A 15,734-nucleotide genomic window follows, 5' to 3' on the forward strand; every position below is an offset into this window, starting at 1 on the left:
TGGGTGGCCGGGTGCCGGCCGGGGATCAACGGGAGGAGGCCGCACGGCTCTGCTGGTCCGGCTCGTTCCCGATCCCCGTCACCCGAGGCTCGAGCTGCTGACGCAGCGCGGCGATCTCCGCACGGAGGACCGCCACGTCGTCGACCGTCGCCGTGGCCGGCCGCCCTGCGTCGGAGACCCGCTCCACGATCCAGGTCGCCAGCGAACCGGTGACGAAACCGATCAGTCCGATACCGCCGATCATGAGCGCCAGGGCCACGAACCGGCCGGTGGCGGTGACCGGGTAATGGTCCCCGTAGCCGACCGTGGTGATGGTGACCGCCGACCACCAGAGCGCATCGTCGAAGGAGGAGATGTTCGCGTCGACGGAGGAGCGCTCGGCGTCGAGCACGGCCAGCGCCGACACCAACACCAGGAGCAGGGTGGTGGCACCCACGTAGACAGCGAGCCGGCCCCGGGCCCAGGTCTCCGTCCTGCGGTTGAGGGTCAGCACCACGGTGACCAGACGCAGGGCACGCAGCGGACGCAGTACGGGCAGCACCAGCACGGTGAGGTCGAACAGGTGGCTCCGGAGGAAGCGGCGCCGGTCCGTGGTCAGCTTCAGGCGTGCCAGGAGGTCCACCCAGAACAGCAGCCAGATGACGACCGCCGTCACCTCGCAGGCGAGTCGCCACGGCGCGGGCAGGTCGGGCCGGAGGATCGGCGCCGCGTAGACGGCCAGGAAGAGGATCGACAGGATCGTCAGGGGAAGCGCCGACAGGCGTTCCCACCTCGCCGCCCGGTCCACGGGCCGGGTCTCGTCCACGGTCTGGATGAAGGGTTCCACCTGAACGCCTTTACATGTATCCGTGCAATCATTTTCGGATGGCACTGTACGTGGACGGCAGCACCCCGTCGACTCCCGACCACGAAGATCTGGTCGACGGGCTGTCCGCGCTGAGCCGTACGCTCGTGGGGATCACCGCCCGGACCCTCGCCGCGCTGGACGCGGAGGTCACCCTTTCGCAGTACCGGACGCTGGTCGTCCTGGCCTCGCACAGCCCGATACGCACGGTGGACCTGGCGGCCCGGTTGGGCGTCCACCCGTCGACCGCGACCAGGACCTGCGACCGCCTGGTACGCCGGGAGCTGGTCGCACGCCACCACCGGCCAGTGGACCGGCGGGTCGCCTGGTTGACGCTGACCGAGGCGGGCAAGACGCTGGTGGGTGACGTCCTGCGGCGTCGGACCGACGAGATCCGACGCCTCCTGCTGCTCGCCGACGGAAGCCGGCCACACACCCCGGCCGAGTTGATCGAGGCGCTGGTGATCGCTGCCGGGGAGCCCACGGAGGAGCAGTGGTGGCGGCGTTGGGAGCGGTGCACGGCCCGCCCCTGACGCCGGACCGGACCTCGTCCGGGTCCCCGACCCGGCATCAACGGTCCAGCCGGTCACCGTCCCTCACCCCGGTCGGTCACCGGCAGCGAGTTCACCACCGACGCAGGTTGGTCGAGCCGGACACGGACCTGTTCCGCCTCACCGTGACCGATCGCGACCAGGATGTCGTGGGCGTCTCGCCACGCCGCCCGGGCGGCCGGCTCGTCGCCCCCGTCGAGGTACGCCTCACCGAGGTGGGTGAGCACCGACGCCTCCCAGTACCGGTGCCCCAGCTCCCGGTAGATGGCCAGCGACCGCTGGTGACAGGTGATCGCCTCGTCGTGGTCGCCGAGATGGCGCCGGGCATAGCCGATGCTGTCCCAGGCCGCCGCCTGCCCCGCCCGGTCGCCCACCGCACCGAGCACCGCGAGGGCCTCGGTGCAGTGCCGCAGGGTGTGTTCGTGCTCGCCGAGCCGGGCGTGGCACCAGCCCACCCCGTTGAGCGCCCGCCCCTCCCCCGGCCGGTCGCCGGCGCGACGGAACAGGTCGAGTGCCCGCCGGGCGTGCTCCAGCGCCCGGCGTGGGTGGTCCTGCTGCTCGGCCAGCAGGGACAGGTTCAGCTCGACGACGGCCTGGCCGAGCAGCTCGCCCGTCTCCTGGTAGATCCCCTGGGCCTGCTCGTAGTGGTCGTACGCCTCGTCGGGGTGGTCCAGCCGGACGCAGGCGCGGGCCAGGCAGCGGTGGGCGTCCGCCTGCCGGCCCGGGTCGCCGGTCGTACGCGCGGCGGACAGGGCGAGTTGCTGGGTGCGCTGCCAGTCCGCCCAGTAGGCGCGGGTGTCGAAGAACGTGCTGAACGTCCAGGCGAGCTGCCAGGTGCGCTCGGGCAGACCGGCCCGGTGCGCCTCGGCGACCATGGCGACGAGCCCGGCCCGTTCCCGGGTGAACCAGGCGAGGGCGGCCTCCGCGCTGTTGACGGGCTCCACGGTCACGTCGGGCGACGGCGGTGGCAGGGCGAGCGGCTTGCGCACCGGGTTCAGCAACCGCTCGGCCTGGCAGGCGGTGTGCAGGTAGTGGTCGAGCAGCCGGCGCAGCGCGGCGGCCCGGTCGGCCGGGTCGCCCTCGTCGAGGCGCTCGGCGGCGTACTCGCGAAGCAGGTCGTGGAACCGGAACCGCCCGGGCCGGTGCTCGGCGAGCAGGTTCACCGAGACGAGGTCGGCCAGCAGTTGCCGGGCCCGGGCCACCGGCAGGCCGGCGAGGCTGGCCACGGCCGGGAGTCCGACATCGGGGCCGGGGTGGGCCGCCAGCAGGCTGAACAGCCGGGTGGCCGGCTCGTGGAGCAGGTGATGCGACCACGACAGCGTCGTGCGGACGTCGACGGTGCTGTCCGGCGCCAGAGCGTCCAGCCGTCGGGTGCGGCGCAGGTCGGCGGCGAGGCGCGGCAGCGGGACGTCCGGCTCGATCGCGGCGCGGGCGGCGACGACGGCCAACGCCAGCGGCAGCCCGACGCAGGACGCGACGATCTCGTCCACCGCCTCCGCCGCCCGGGTGCGGGTCGCGCCCAGCCGCCCGGCGAGCAGCTCACGGGCCTCGGTCGGCGACATCAGCGTCAGCGGCAGCGGTTCGGCGGCCTCCTTGGTGACCAGCCCGTACATCTGGTCCCGGCTGGTCACCACGGTCAGCGCGCCGGCGGAGCCGGGCAGCAGCGGCCGGACCTGGTCGGCGTCGCGGGCATTGTCCAGGACGAGCAGGACCCGGCGACCGGCCAGGATGCTGCGGTAGAGGCCGGCCTGCGCCTGGACCGTCCGGGGCATCCGGTGCGGTGGCACGCCGAGCGCGTCGAGCAGGCCGCGCAGCGCCTCGGCGGGGCCGGTCCGGGCCCGCTCGGGGCCGAAACCCCGCAGGTCGACGTAGAGCTGCCCGTCGGGGAAACGGTCGGCGACGCGGTGCGCCCAGTGCACGGCCAGGGCCGTCTTGCCCACCCCGGCGGGACCGGTCACCACGACGGTCACCGGCACCCTGGCCGCACCGGTGGCACGGTGCAGCAGGGCGCCGAGGCGGTCGAGGTGCGGGGCCCGCCCGGCGAACGCGGGGATGTCCGCCGGCAGCTGTCGGGGCACGGCGCGGTCGGGCGCCGGCTCCGGGACGGGCGGCGGACCCGCCGCTGAGGCGCCGCCGTCCGGGCCCGCCGTCCGCCCGTCGCCCCGGTCGAGTACGACATGCCGCAGCTCACGCAGCGCCGGGCCGGGCTCGATGCCGAGTTCGGACCCGAGGCGGCGGCGGGCGGTGTCGTAGACGCCGAGCGCGGCGGCCACGTCGCCGCCCGCGTGGTGCGCCCGCATCAGCAGCTCGTAGGTGGGCTCCCGCAGCGGGTCACGGAGAAGCAGCGCACGCGCCAGGTCCACGGCCTGGTCGGCCCGACCCGACCGGAGCAGCGCCTCGGCCTGGCAGTGCGCCGCCCGCTGGTGTTCCTGCTCCACCCCGAGCACCCAGGCGTCGAGCAGCTCACCGGTCGGCACGTCCGCCAGCGGTCGGCCCCGCCACAGGTCGATCGCCTGCCGGCACTGCCGCCCGGCCGCGATCGCGTCGCCGTCGTCGAGAAGCGCCCGGCCGCCTCGTGCCAGGTCCCGGAACTGCCGCAGGTCGTACGCCTGATCGTCGAGGGTGAGCAGGTATCCCCCGCCGGCCTTGCGCACCTGGGGGGCGTCGTCGTACCCGGCCAGCAGCCGGCGCAGGTTCGCCACGTACATCCGGGCGTTGGCCAGCGCGGAGCGCGGCGGCCGCTCACCCCACAGCTCCGCGATCAACTCCTCGATCGACACCACGGTGCCCGCCCGGGCAATCAGCAGCGCCAGGGTGGTTCGCTGCTTGGGGGAACCGATGGCAAGGCGGCCGTCCCGTTCGCCGAGCTCCAACGGCCCGAGCACCGCTACCCGCACCGCACCCCCATCCCGCAGCGGACACGCACCTCGGTGTCACTGAGAGTGCAGTTTAGGTAGGGCCTGCGACAGGCGACCAACCATGATCAGCGGTGCCGGAGGATGAGACCGCGGCGGGCCGTGCGTCCTCGCGCGCTCGACACCGAACGGGCGCCGTCCCGGCACCGCACCGGTCACTTGCGGGACTTCAGGATCCTGATGAACTCCCGCATCCATGGTGGATTGGCCGTCCAGGCCGGCGCGGACACCTGGAGACCGTCGACCAGCACCTCGGTGTCGACGTACTCCGCACCGGCGGCTCTGACGTCGGGCGCGAGGGCCGGGTAGGCCGTCGCACGCCGGCCTTCGAGTGCCCCTGCGGCGGCCAGGATGAGCGGCCCGTGGCAGAGGTGGGCGATCGGCTTGTCCGCCTCGACGAAATGCCGGACGATCCGCAGGCACTCCTCGTTGTTGCGGAGATACTCGGGGGCACGGCCACCGGGCACGACCAGTGCGAGGTAGTCCGCGGGGTTCACGTCCTCGAACGCCAGGTCCGCCGGGAAGGCGTATCCGGGCTTCTCGGCGTACGTGTCGAAGCCCTCGACGAACTCGTGGATGACGAACTGGAGCTTCTTGGCGGCCGGTGCGGCGATGTGAACGTCGTACCCCTCCTCGATCAACCGCTGATAGGGGTAGAGGACCTCCAGCGACTCCGCCGCGTCGCCGGTGATCAGTAGCAGTTTCTCCATGGTCGCCCCGTCCCCTTACTGGTCTGCCGCCGGCCCGCCCGCCGACGACGGCGGTCCACCGGGCCCCGAGCCTGAAACCGATGATATCGATCATCCAGGCCGAAAATGGGCATTTCGTGCGATGATGGCAGGCGATCGGCGGGACCGGCGGAGGTCAGCCTCGGGCACCGCCGACGCGAGCGACGAACGGGGAGCCGATGTCAGCCTCGATCGAGGAGTTCCTGGGCGAACTGGCCGACTGCCCGTACCTGCAACGGCTCGCCAGGGTCGACGGCACGGTCCGGCTCGATCTCACCGAGGACGGGCAGATCCACCACTGGCACATCACCATCACCTCCGGCAAGATCACCCTCTCCCGGGAGAACCGCCCGGCGGACTGCGTCCTGCACGGCGACAAGGCGTTGCTGGACGCCGCCGCCCGGGGCGAGCGGAATCTCACCACGGCCTGGCTGACCCGCAATCTCGTCCTCGAGGGCCGGGTGGAACTGTTCCGACTGCTGGAGCGGCTGTTTCCCGGCCCACCGGCCGCCCGCAACCCGCGCGACCTGGTGCTGCCGCCGCCGGGAGGGCAGTCGTGAGTGACCTGGTACGCATCCTGGACGGCAACTCCTTCGTCGTCACCGACCGGCGCGGAGACTTCAGCGCCTCGCCGACCTTCCCGACCGGGCTCTTCTCCTGGGACACCCGGTTCCTGTCGAAATGGCGGCTGACCATCAACGGCAGGTCGCTCTACTCCCTGTCCCTGGATGACCTCCAGTACTACCAGGCCCGGTTCTTCCTCGCCCCGGCGAGCGCCACCCACGACTTCGACTCGACCATGTCGATCATTCGACAGCAGACGATCAACGACGAGTTCGAAGACCAGTTGACCATCATCAGCCACGGCGACGAGCCCGTCGATCTCGTCGTACGGCTGGACGTGGCCAGCGACTTCGCGGACATCTTCGAGATCCGGCACCAGACGAAGAAGAAGGGCGGCTACACCTCCCGGATCGAGAACGGCAGTCTGTTCCTCGGGTACCAGCGGGAGGACTTCCACCGCGAAGTGATGATCAGCTGCGACCTGGGCAGCGAAATCGACCCGGGAAACTGCCGAAGCGAAGTCGATCTCGACGGGTTGACCGCCACCGGACGGCTCGAGCCGAAGAAGATGTGGGTGCTGAAGCTGCGGGCGGCGATGCTCGGTCCGGGACGCCGTACCGTACGGGCCAGCCTGGGTGGCACCCCCCGACGTAGACCGTCCCTCGCCGAGGACCTGGAGCTGTGGTTCGACAACGCCCCGCGGTTGGAGACGGACCACGAGTCGCTGGCCGGGACGTACCGGCGCAGCATCGCCGACCTGGCCGCGCTGCGCTACACCCCGCTGGTCTCCGCCGGGCTGAGCGTGCCGGCCGCCGGTCTGCCCTGGTTCATGACCATCTTCGGCCGGGACAGCATCATCACCAGCTTTCAGGCGCTCCCCTTCGCCCCGCAGCTCGCCGCGGCCACCATCTACACCCTCTCCATCCCGCAGGGCAGCCGACTGGACGACTTCCGGGACGAGGAGCCGGGGAAGGTCCTGCACGAGTTCCGCTACGGCGAGAGCGCCGCGTTCGAGGAGCAACCACACACCCCGTACTACGGCTCGGCGGACGCCACCCCGCTCTACGTGGTGCTGATGGACGAGTACGAGCGGTGGACCGGGGACGCGGCCATGGTGCACCGGTTCGAGCGGGAGGCGCGAGCCGCCCTGGACTGGATCGACACGTACGGCGACGCGATGGGCAACGGCTACATCTGGTACCAGCGACGCAGCGCCCCGCGGGGGTTGCAGAACCAGTGCTGGAAGGATTCGGACGACGGAATCTGCTACCGGGACGGGCGGCTTCCCGGCTTCCCCCGGGCCACCTGTGAACTCCAGGGTTACGCCTACGACGCCAAGATCCGTGGCGCGCGACTCGCCCGGGAGTTCTGGGGCGACCCGGCGTACGCCGAGCGGCTGGAACGAGAGGCGGCCGACCTCAAGCAACGCTTCAATCGGGACTTCTGGATAGAGCGGCACGGCTACTACGCCCTCGCCCTCGATACGAACGGCGACCAGGTGGACGCGCTGGCGTCGAACATCGGCCACCTGCTGTGGAGCGGCATCGTCGACGAGTCCCGCGCCGACCAGGTCGCGCGGCACCTGATGAGCCCGGAACTCTTCTCCGGCTGGGGAGTACGCACCCTCGCCACCGATCAGGCCCGGTACAACCCGATCGGCTACCACATCGGCACGGTGTGGCCGTTCGACAACAGCCTGATCGCCTGGGGGCTGCGCCGCTACGGCTTCGACCGGGAGTCCGCCCGGATCGCCATCGCGGTCATCGAGGCGGCCGGCTACTTCGCCGGTCGACTGCCCGAGGCGTTCGGCGGCTACGAGCGCGACCTGACCCGCTACCCCGTGGAGTACCCCACCGCGTGCAGCCCACAGGCATGGTCCGCCGGGGCCACCCTCCTGCTGCTGCGGGCGATGCTCGGGCTGGAACCGGTCGGCGACCAACTGGTCAGCCGCCCCAGCCTGCCGGACGGGTTCGACCGGCTGGTGCTGCGCAACGTCCCTGGCCGCTGGGGCCGCAAGGACGTGTCGGCCTGAGCTGCCGAACCGCACCCTGGGTCGCGACGGCGCCGCTCAACGTGCGGCGGCGTCGGTGCAGATCGCCTGAAGTCGTGCCCGGCACTCGGCGACGAACTCCGGATAGGTGCGCCAGTAGTAGGAGACCCCGCTGACGCCCACCGCGATCGCCCACGCGCGGGCGCGCGCCCAGGTCACGTCATCAAGGCTCAGGCTGTTCCAGTATGCCTGCCGTGCCTGCGGCGGCAGGTCCCAGACCGTGGCGTGCTCGGCGTCGGGAAGGCCGACCGAGAGGCCCCCGAAGTCGATGACCGCGTGGAGCCTGCCGTCCCGCGCCAGGAGGTTGGTGGGCTTGAGATCGCCGTGCAGCCACACCTGCGGTCCGGAAGGTTCCGGCAGGGCCAGCGCGGCTCGCCACAACCGGTCCAGCTTCTCCACGTCGAGCTGCGAACCCACGATGGCGCGGCAGTCGTCGAGACAGCGGCCGACCCACTCGTCGCAGGCCCGCAGGCTGCCCCCGCGGTACCAGCTGAGGTCGTCCGCGCGAGTCGCTCCCATCAGGTCGACGGTGTGCAGCTGCCGCACGAACTCCGCCAGGTCGGCGCCGAGGGCCGCCCAGTCCTGGACGGTTTCCGGGGTGACGTCGGCACCGTCGATCCAGCGGTGCACCGACCAGACGAGCGGGAAGGCCGTGGTGGGTGTGCCGGCGTGGACGGGCTCGGGGACGGGCCACGACAGCAGCGGCGCCAGGCGGGGCAGCCACTGCTGCTCCTTGCGTACGGACCGCGACGTGCCCGCGGTCCGTGGAAGCCGTACGAGCAGGTCGTCGCCCAGCCGGTACATCCTGTTGTCGGTGCCCGCGCCCGCCGGGGACAGCGGCAGGTCGGCCCACTGTGGGCGCTGCGCCCGCAGCAGTGACCTGACCATTGCCTCGTCGATCGGGACCTCGTCCTGGTGAAGCGTCACCCCGGAAGTCTCGACACCGGGGGGCCGCAGGGCCAGTCAATTCCTGGCGTTGCCGACCAGGCACCCGACCGCATGGCGCCACGTGTCGAGCCTGGTCCGCGGCCGGGACGCCGTCGCCGCGTGCCTGGACGTGATGCGCGTGCACGCCCCGCCCGCCTGGCTGTCACGATCCCGGACAGTGGCCGTCCGGTGGAAGCGCTCGTGGAGCACGCCGAAGGGCGACGGCAACCTGCACGGTTGGGGTGGCCGGTTGTCGGGTTGACCGGGGATCGGCCAACGGGCGTCACCCGTGTGGCATGACGACATGAGTGGAGACCTCTTCGCCAAGGTTCGCGCGTACGAGTCGTACGCCTTCCGACAGGAGTTGGAGGCGCAGCACCTACTCCCCTACTTCCGGGTGGCGGAAGGGCCACCGACGGCGGTGACCATGATGGGCGGCGCCCCGCGGGTGAACCTCGGCTCCAGCAACTACCTCGGCCTGTCCGGGGACTCCCGGCTGACCTCCGCCGCCCACCAGGCCGCCCTGCGGTACGGCACGTCGGTCAACGGCTCCCGGTTGATGAACGGCACCACCGAACTGCACCTGCGGGTGGAGGAAGCGGTGGCGAACTGGTTCGGCGAGGAGGACGCGCTGGTCTTCGGCACCGGCTACACCACCAACCTGGGGGTGATCAGCGCGCTGGTCGGCGACGGGGACGTCGTCCTCTGCGACGCCGCCGACCACGGGTCCATCGTGGATGGAGCGCGGTTGGCCCGCGGACGGCTGCTGGCGTTCCGGCACAATCGGATGGACCGGTTGGAGACGCTGCTGCGCCGGGCCAGCAGCACGGACGCGGGCATCCTGGTCGCGGTCGACACGGTCTACTCCATGCAGGGCGACCTCTCCGACATCGTGGCCGTGACGGGCCTGTCCCGCCGGTACGGTGCCCGGCTGCTCGTGGACGAGGCGCACGCGGTGGGGGTGCTCGGCCCGGACGGACAGGGCGTCGCGGCGCTCGCCCGGCTCGCCGACGGGGTGGACCTGCGCATGGGCACCTTCTCCAAGGCGCTCGGCGGTAGTGGCGGCTTCGTCACCGGGCCGGCTGACGTGATCGACTTCCTACGGGTGCAGGCGCGCGCGTTCATGTTCACCGCGGCGGCCCCGGCCAGCGGGCTCGGCGCCGCGCTGGCCGGCATCGAGATCGCGCGATCCGCCGAGGGCGAGGAACGCCGCGAACGCCTGGCGACGAACACGGCACGGCTGCGGGTCGCGTTGACCGAGCTGGACTTCGACGTGGCACCGGCGCCGGTGTGGGAGAACGGGATCGAGGTGCAGACCCCCATCCTGCGGGTGCCCGCGCCGGACGACGTGACCGCCGCCCGGATGTGGCGGTTCCTCTACGACCACGGTGTCTACGTCAACGTCGCGCTCTACCCGGCGGTGCCCCGGGGCCAGGCCCAGCTACGGCTGTGCGTGATGGCCACGCACACCGCGGAACACCTGGAGCGGGTCGTCGACGCATTCACCGTGCTGGCCCGCAAGCTCACCGTCCGGCCGGCGGCGGACCTGGTGGCCGGGTGAGGGGGCGCCGGCCGGCCGGCGAGGACCGGCCGGCCGGCGCCCCGCGCAGGTCAGGAGCGGACGAACTCGCCCGTGCCGGCCACCTGCAACAGCAGGTCGTTGCTCTGCGGCGTGCCGATGGTGACCCGCACGCCCTCACCGGGAAAGCCGTGCACCAGCAGGCCCTGGGCCGCACAGGCGGCGGCGAACCCGGCGCTCCGCTCGCCGAGCGGCAGCCAGACGAAGTTCCCCTCGCTCGGCGGGACGGGCATCCCGGCGGCGACCAGCGCGCGGGTGACCCGCTCCCGCTCGGCGGCGAGTGCCCGACGACGGGCCGCGTATTCCGGCTCGGCGGCCAGCGCGGCGATCGCCGCGGCCTGCGCCACCTCGGGCACCAGGAACGGCATCGTCACCGCCCGCAGCCCGGCGACGGGTCCGGGGTGCCCGATCGCGTACCCGACGCGCAGGCCGGCCAGTCCGTACGACTTGGAGAAGCTGCGCAGCACCACCAGGTTGGGGTGCCGGGGCAGGCTGGCCAGGCCGTCCGCAGTCGCCGGGTCGGTGGCGAAGTCCCGGTAGACCTCGTCGAGGACGACGAAGACCCGCCGAGGCACCCGGTCGAGGAAACGGTCCAGGTCGGCCTGGCCGATGGCGGTGCCGGTCGGGTTGTTCGGACTGCACAGGAAGATCAGCTTGGTTCTCCGGCGCACCGCCTTCGCCATCGCGTCCAGGTCGTGATGATGGCCGCGCAGCGGGACCCGCCGCACCGGCACGCCCATTCCCTCGGCGATGAGCGGGTACCCCTCGAAGGAGCGCCACGCGAAGAGGGCCTCCCCGCGCCGCCGACCTCGGGCCACCAGGTGCAGCATCTGCTGGATCAGGCCGGCGCCGCCCGCGCCGACCGCGACGTGGTCGACCGGTACGCCGTGGTGCGCGGCGATCGCCTCGGCCAGCGCGGTCGGGTATGCCTCCGGGTACCGGTTGATCCGGGTGGACGCCGCAGCGACGGCGTCGAGGACCGCGCGCGGCGGCGGGTACGGGCTCTCATTGGCCGCCGCCCGGTGGATCTGCTCATCGGACATCTCGCCTCCTCGGCCCGACGCTATGCCGGCCCGTGGACACGGGAAGCGGCCGTACGGCGCGGCCACGAGGGCGGGACAGGGCTGCCCGGTCGGGCAGTCCGGTCGGTGCGTCGCCCTTCGGCTGGTGGGGGCCGGCCGGCCGTGGCAGCGTCGCTGGCTCGGGGCGGGTCTCGGCCCCACCGTCCTCCGACGACGACAGGAGCACCCGTGGTCACCTCGCCGGCGCGAACCGCGCCGTCCCGCACCGCCGTCCTGGTGGTGGTCTGCCTGGCCCTGTTCATGGCGCTGCTGGACAGCACCGCGATCAGCCTCACCCTGCCCGCCATGCGCGCCGACCTCGACGCCGACCTGACCGGGCTGGTGTGGATCGCCGACGGTTACGTCCTGGTCTTCGCCGCGCTGCTGCTCACCTCGGGCAGCCTCGGCGACCGGATCGGGCGCGCGCCGATGTTCCTCGCCGGGCTGGCGACCTTCACGGCCGGCTCGGCGGTCTGCGCCGCCGCGCCGACGGTGGAGGCGCTGGTGGCCGGCCGGGTCGTACAGGGAATCGGGGCGGCCCTGGTCACCCCGCAGACGCTGGCGATCCTGACGCACACCTTCCCGACGCCCCGGGAGCGGGCGCGCGCCTTCGGAATCTGGTCGGGGGTGTCGGCCTTGGCGCTGCTGCTCGGTCCGGTGCTCGGCGGCCTGCTCGCAGCCCACTTCGGGTGGCGTTCGGTGTTCCTGGTCAACCTGCCGGTGGGCGCGCTGGCGCTGGTGCTGGGTGCCCGTGTGCTGCTCGGCCGGGACGGCACCGCCCGCCCCGACGGCCCGCTGCGCCGGGTGGTCGACCTGCCCGGTCAGGCCCTGGCCGTGTTGTGGCTCGGCACGCTCACCTACGCCCTGGTGGAGGGGAGCCGGTACGGCTGGAGCTCGCCGACGATCATCGGCCTGCTCGCCGTCTCCGTGATGGCGCTGGTCGCGCTGCTGGCCGTGGAGCGTCGCTCGACGCATCCGATGCTGCACCTGGAGCTGTTCCGGTCGGCCACGTTCTCCGCCAGCACCCTGGTGATCGGCCTCCTCGCGTTCGGCATGTACGCCTCGTTCTTCCTGGTCAGCCTCTTCCTCCAGCAGGCCCAGGGGTACACCGCGGCGCAGGCCGGGGTGCGCTTCCTCCCGGCGATGACGGCGGTGATGCTGACCTCCCCGCTGGCCGGGCTGCTGGCCGGCCGGGTGGGCGCCCGGGTGCCGGTGTGCGGCGGCGCACTGCTCACCGGCGTCGCGCTGCTGCTACTGGCCCGGGTGGACACCGCGGATCCGTACCAGGGGTGGTGGCCGCTGCTGGTGCTCTTCGGCGCCGGCATCGGCCTGGTCATCCCGCCGGTCAACAGCGCGCTGATGGGCAGCGTCCGGCCCGAGCGGGCGGGCCTGGCGTCGGCCACCGGGGAGGCCGGGCAGCAGATCGGCGCGTTGATCGGCATCGCGGTCCTGGGTGCGCTGGTCACCGACGGCTTCCGCCGGGTGGTGGCGGACGGGGCCGGGGCGGCCGGCCTGTCCCGGGACGACTCCGCCGAACTGGCCCGGCGGCTCTTCGCCGAGGACGGCGACGTGAGCACCACAGGTGATCCGGTGGTGGCGGCGCTGGTGGACCGGGCGCTGACGACGGGGATCCAGTGGGGGCTGACGGCGGCCGGGATCGCGGCCCTGGTCGCGGCCCTGGTCGCGGTGCTGATCCGCGAGCCCCGCAGCCCGACCGGGGCCGGTGCCGACGCGGGCGGGCGGGCGGCTGCGGCCGTCCGGTAGCCGCTGCCGGCGACACTCCGGGGCCGCGGCGTCGGGCGCGGTCGGGCGGTGCCGGCCGTCCGGCGCGAGGATCACGGTCTCGTCGCGGCCGGGGCGTCCGCCGTCCGGGCCCCCGTGCGGACGACCCCCCTTCCCCGGTGAGGAAGGGGGGTCGCGACGACCCACTGATGAGGACGGTCTGCTGCGGTCAGGAGAGGGCCCGGTCGGGGGCGGACGCGGTCAACTCCGGGGGCCGCTGCACCTCACGCCACATCTTCGGCGCGCTGGACGCGACCACCACCTTGGCGATCCGGCCGACCACCCAGCGCAGCACCGGGTTGCGGACCGGCTTGAACCGGTTGACCCGCAGCACCCGCTCGCGGATCCAGTGCACCCGCTCCCGGCGGCGGCGCTCGTACTCGCGCAGCCCGCCGGGCACGTCGGCGGCGGTGGCCAGACAGTCGGCCAGCACCACCCCGTCCTCGATGGCCATGCAGGCGCCCTGGCCGAGGTCGGTGGGAAGGGCGTGGGCGGCGTCGCCCAGCAGAGTCACCGGTCCCTCGCCCCACCGGTCGAGCCACTCGTGGTAGTAGACGTCGATCCGGCTCACCGTCTCCGGTGCGGTGGCGCCGACGAACTGGGGGGCGGGCCCGCCGAGCACGTCGGCGATCTCCCGGGCCCGTGCCGGGATGCCCTGCGGGTCCTCCGTGCCGGGGGTGCGTTCGCAGGAGAGCGTCCAGACCACCCGCTCGCCGCCGATCAGCCAGGCCCCGCCCCCGTAACGACTGTCCGGGTCGGAGAAGAGGTGCACGGTGCCCCGGTTCAGCCCACACGTGCCGGGGGCGATGCCGCGGTACGTGGACCGTCCGGTGTAGACCACCGGCAGGCGGCCGTGCAGTTGCTGCAGGATCGTGGAGCGGATGCCGTCCGCCCCGATCAGGGCGGCGCCGGTGACGGTGCCGCCGTCGGCGAGTGTCAGCACGACCCCGTCGCCGACGATCTCGTAGCCGGTGGCCCGCTGCCCGTACCCGATCGTCACGCCCCGCTCCAGGCAGGCGTCGCGGAGCAGGCCGATCAGGTCCCCCCGGCCGATGCCGACCGTCGGCATGCAGCCGGGCCAGATGCTCTCCGCGGTGTTCATGCGGAACATCACCCGCCCCGACGAGTTGCGGCTCTCGGAGCCGGTCATCGTCTCGGCCCTGGCCAGCAGCCGCTCCCCCAGCCCGAGGGTACGCAGGGAGGTGGTGGCGTTGCTCCAGATGGTGTGCCCGAAACCGGCGTTGCCGATGATCTCGTCCAGCTCGCGGCGCTCGTACACCTGCACGGGGAAGCCGTGCCGGGCCAGCGCGAGCGCGGCGGTGAGGCCGCCGACGCCGGCACCGGTGATCAGGATGGGACGGCTCAGGTCCATGGGGTCGTTCCTCCGGCTCTCAGCGGCGGGTCATCAGCAGCATCACGGTGCGCGGACGGGTGGGCAGGTACTCCAGGTCGAACGCGTCACCGAAGAGTTCCTTCTCCTCCCCCGGGGCGATCATCGGCGCCATCTTCGCGCCGCCGGAGAGCTGGCTCTTGTCGCCCTGGAAGCACCAGAGCAGCACCTTGCCCCCGGGGCGGCTGAGCCGGTGGATGGTCCGAGCCACCGCCTGCCGCTGCTCCCCCTCGAGGTCGTTCAGCGCGCCGAAGTCGCAGATCAGGTCGTACGCGTCGGCGAGGCCGGGCACGGGGCCGGCGGTGAGGTCGGCCCGGACGAAGGTGCAGCGGTCGTCGACCCGGGCGGCCCGCGCGCGGGCGCGGGCCGCGCGCACCGCCACCGGGGAGAAGTCCACCCCCACCACCGGGCCGAAGCCCTTGCCGGCCAGGTAGACGGCCTCCGCCCCGGTGCCGCAGCCCAGGTCCAGGGCGCGGGGCAGCTCGGCGGGGGTCAGCCGGCCGGACTCCACGAGCTCGGTGAGCTGTGGCCGCACCTCCTTGTCCCAGGGGGCCAGGTTGAACCGGTAGAGCGTGTTGTAGAACCAGGGGCGCAGCCGCATCAGGAGGTCCTTCCGTTCTCCGCCGCGCCCGTCCAGGCCGGCTCCAGGTCCGCGGCGATCCCCTTCAGCAGGGCCGCCGGGTCGTCGTTGAGGAAGAAGTGCTGCCCGGGCAGGACCCGCACCTCGCACCAGCCGGAGGTCAGCGCCGACCAGTCCGGCAGCGAGTCCGGCGGTGCCTCCGGGTCGCCCGCGCCGCCGTAGACGGTCAGCGGGCAGCTGATCCGGGGGCCGGGACGCCACCGGTAGGTGTCGGCGGCCTCGAAGTCGGCGCGCAGGACCGGGATCACCAGGTCCAGCAGTTCGTCGTGGGCGAGCACCTCCTCCGGGGTGCCGGCCAGCTCGCGCAGCCGTTGCTTGAACGCCGCGTCCGGCAGCCGGTAGTCGTACTGGCCGGGAGGCTGGGGCAGCTGCGGAGCCCGGTGACCGGAGACGAACAGGTGCGTCGCCGGCCGGCCGTGCAGGTGCTCCAGCCGCCGGGTCAGCTCGTACGCGACCAGCGCGCCGAGGCTGTGGCCGAAGACGGCGTACGGGCGGTCGATGCGGTCCAGCAGTGTGCCGATGACGTCGGCGGCGATCGCCGGCACGTCGGTCAGCGGCGTCTCGACGATCCGGGCGCCCCGGCCGGCCAGCTCCACCGGCACCACCTCGACGGTGTCGGGCAGGTCCCGCTGCCACCGCCCGTAGACACGCATCGCGGAACCGCCGGCGTACGGCAGGCAGAACAGCAGGGTCCTGGCCACCG

Annotated in this window: 13 protein-coding genes; 5 read left to right on the forward strand and 8 right to left on the reverse strand. The window is 72.9% G+C overall.

The window, feature by feature from the left end; genetic code table 11:
- Nucleotides 1-25: 25 nt before the first annotated feature.
- Nucleotides 26-826: a potassium channel family protein gene (locus tag GA0070560_RS14175; protein WP_245675513.1), complete on the reverse strand. Its 801-nt coding sequence runs from the start codon at nt 824-826 to the stop codon at nt 26-28.
- A 38-nt stretch (nt 827-864) separates the two neighbouring features.
- Between GA0070560_RS14175 and GA0070560_RS14180 the strand changes: the two genes are divergently transcribed.
- Nucleotides 865-1,377, forward strand: a complete 513-nt coding sequence (locus GA0070560_RS14180; protein ID WP_091296330.1) for a MarR family winged helix-turn-helix transcriptional regulator — start codon at nt 865-867, stop codon at nt 1,375-1,377.
- 53 nt (nt 1,378-1,430) lie between these two features.
- Here the strand turns inward: GA0070560_RS14180 and GA0070560_RS14185 are convergent, their stop codons facing one another.
- Together GA0070560_RS14185 and GA0070560_RS14190 are read right to left on the reverse strand one after the other, a co-directional pair.
- The gene (locus GA0070560_RS14185) at nt 1,431-4,292 is read right to left on the reverse strand and encodes an AfsR/SARP family transcriptional regulator (RefSeq protein WP_091296333.1); all 2,862 of its coding nucleotides are present in this window, start codon (nt 4,290-4,292) and stop codon (nt 1,431-1,433) included.
- Nucleotides 4,293-4,465: 173 nt separating this feature from the next.
- A complete protein-coding gene (locus GA0070560_RS14190) occupies nt 4,466-5,020 on the reverse strand; it encodes a DJ-1/PfpI family protein (RefSeq protein ID WP_091296336.1) in 555 nt (184 codons plus the stop codon).
- A gap of 197 nt (nt 5,021-5,217) precedes the next feature.
- Here GA0070560_RS14190 and GA0070560_RS14195 point away from each other — a divergent pair, with 197 nt between their 5' ends.
- Both GA0070560_RS14195 and GA0070560_RS14200 read left to right on the forward strand, forming a co-directional pair.
- Nucleotides 5,218-5,598: an SCP2 sterol-binding domain-containing protein gene (locus GA0070560_RS14195; protein WP_091296339.1), complete on the forward strand. Its 381-nt coding sequence runs from the start codon at nt 5,218-5,220 to the stop codon at nt 5,596-5,598.
- A complete protein-coding gene (locus GA0070560_RS14200; protein ID WP_091296342.1) occupies nt 5,595-7,634 on the forward strand; it encodes an amylo-alpha-1,6-glucosidase in 2,040 nt (679 codons plus the stop codon). Before GA0070560_RS14195 ends, GA0070560_RS14200 begins: the two co-directional genes overlap by 4 nt.
- Before the next feature lie 36 nt (nt 7,635-7,670).
- On the opposite strand, the gene GA0070560_RS14205 is transcribed toward GA0070560_RS14200, so the two are convergent.
- Entirely contained in the window at nt 7,671-8,579 is a 909-nt protein-coding gene (locus GA0070560_RS14205) for an aminoglycoside phosphotransferase family protein (RefSeq protein WP_091296345.1), read from the reverse strand.
- 304 nt (nt 8,580-8,883) lie between these two features.
- Between GA0070560_RS14205 and GA0070560_RS14210 the strand changes: the two genes are divergently transcribed.
- Nucleotides 8,884-10,140, forward strand: coding sequence for an aminotransferase class I/II-fold pyridoxal phosphate-dependent enzyme (locus tag GA0070560_RS14210; RefSeq protein ID WP_091296348.1), 1,257 nt, complete (start codon nt 8,884-8,886; stop codon nt 10,138-10,140).
- A gap of 50 nt (nt 10,141-10,190) precedes the next feature.
- On the opposite strand, the gene GA0070560_RS14215 is transcribed toward GA0070560_RS14210, so the two are convergent.
- A complete protein-coding gene (locus tag GA0070560_RS14215; RefSeq protein ID WP_091296351.1) occupies nt 10,191-11,201 on the reverse strand; it encodes a histidinol-phosphate transaminase in 1,011 nt (336 codons plus the stop codon).
- Nucleotides 11,202-11,408: 207 nt separating this feature from the next.
- Between GA0070560_RS14215 and GA0070560_RS14220 the strand changes: the two genes are divergently transcribed.
- Nucleotides 11,409-12,983 carry an MFS transporter gene (locus GA0070560_RS14220; protein ID WP_091296354.1) on the forward strand — a complete coding sequence of 525 codons (1,575 nt, stop codon included), beginning with the start codon at nt 11,409-11,411 and terminating at the stop codon, nt 12,981-12,983.
- A 187-nt stretch (nt 12,984-13,170) separates the two neighbouring features.
- Here the strand turns inward: GA0070560_RS14220 and GA0070560_RS14225 are convergent, their stop codons facing one another.
- Genes GA0070560_RS14225 through GA0070560_RS14235 form a run of 3 tightly spaced genes read right to left on the reverse strand, consistent with a single transcriptional unit; the run spans nt 13,171 to nt 15,732 of the window.
- Nucleotides 13,171-14,373, reverse strand: coding sequence for an FAD-dependent oxidoreductase (locus GA0070560_RS14225; protein ID WP_091296357.1), 1,203 nt, complete (start codon nt 14,371-14,373; stop codon nt 13,171-13,173).
- 19 nt (nt 14,374-14,392) lie between these two features.
- A complete protein-coding gene (locus GA0070560_RS14230) occupies nt 14,393-14,992 on the reverse strand; it encodes a class I SAM-dependent methyltransferase (protein WP_091296361.1) in 600 nt (199 codons plus the stop codon).
- The gene (locus GA0070560_RS14235) at nt 14,992-15,732 is read right to left on the reverse strand and encodes a thioesterase II family protein (protein ID WP_091296364.1); all 741 of its coding nucleotides are present in this window, start codon (nt 15,730-15,732) and stop codon (nt 14,992-14,994) included. The genes GA0070560_RS14230 and GA0070560_RS14235 overlap by 1 nt, the downstream gene beginning before the upstream one ends.
- Nucleotides 15,733-15,734 lie beyond the last annotated feature (2 nt).

The sequence above is a fragment of the Micromonospora halophytica genome, from assembly GCF_900090245.1.
Taxonomy (GTDB): Bacteria; Actinomycetota; Actinomycetes; order Mycobacteriales; family Micromonosporaceae; genus Micromonospora; species Micromonospora halophytica.

What these genes read in the sequence shown, in the direction of transcription:
- GA0070560_RS14180 (WP_091296330.1), top strand. Translation starts at nt 865, where the DNA reads ATGGCACTGTACGTGGACGGCAGCACCCCGTCGACTCCCGACCACGAA.
- GA0070560_RS14190 (WP_091296336.1), bottom strand. Translation starts at nt 5,020, where the DNA reads ATGGAGAAACTGCTACTGATCACCGGCGACGCGGCGGAGTCGCTGGAG.
- GA0070560_RS14195 (WP_091296339.1), top strand. Translation starts at nt 5,218, where the DNA reads ATGTCAGCCTCGATCGAGGAGTTCCTGGGCGAACTGGCCGACTGCCCG.
- GA0070560_RS14210 (WP_091296348.1), top strand. Translation starts at nt 8,884, where the DNA reads ATGAGTGGAGACCTCTTCGCCAAGGTTCGCGCGTACGAGTCGTACGCC.
- GA0070560_RS14215 (WP_091296351.1), bottom strand. Translation starts at nt 11,201, where the DNA reads ATGTCCGATGAGCAGATCCACCGGGCGGCGGCCAATGAGAGCCCGTAC.
- GA0070560_RS14225 (WP_091296357.1), bottom strand. Translation starts at nt 14,373, where the DNA reads ATGGACCTGAGCCGTCCCATCCTGATCACCGGTGCCGGCGTCGGCGGC.
- GA0070560_RS14230 (WP_091296361.1), bottom strand. Translation starts at nt 14,992, where the DNA reads ATGCGGCTGCGCCCCTGGTTCTACAACACGCTCTACCGGTTCAACCTG.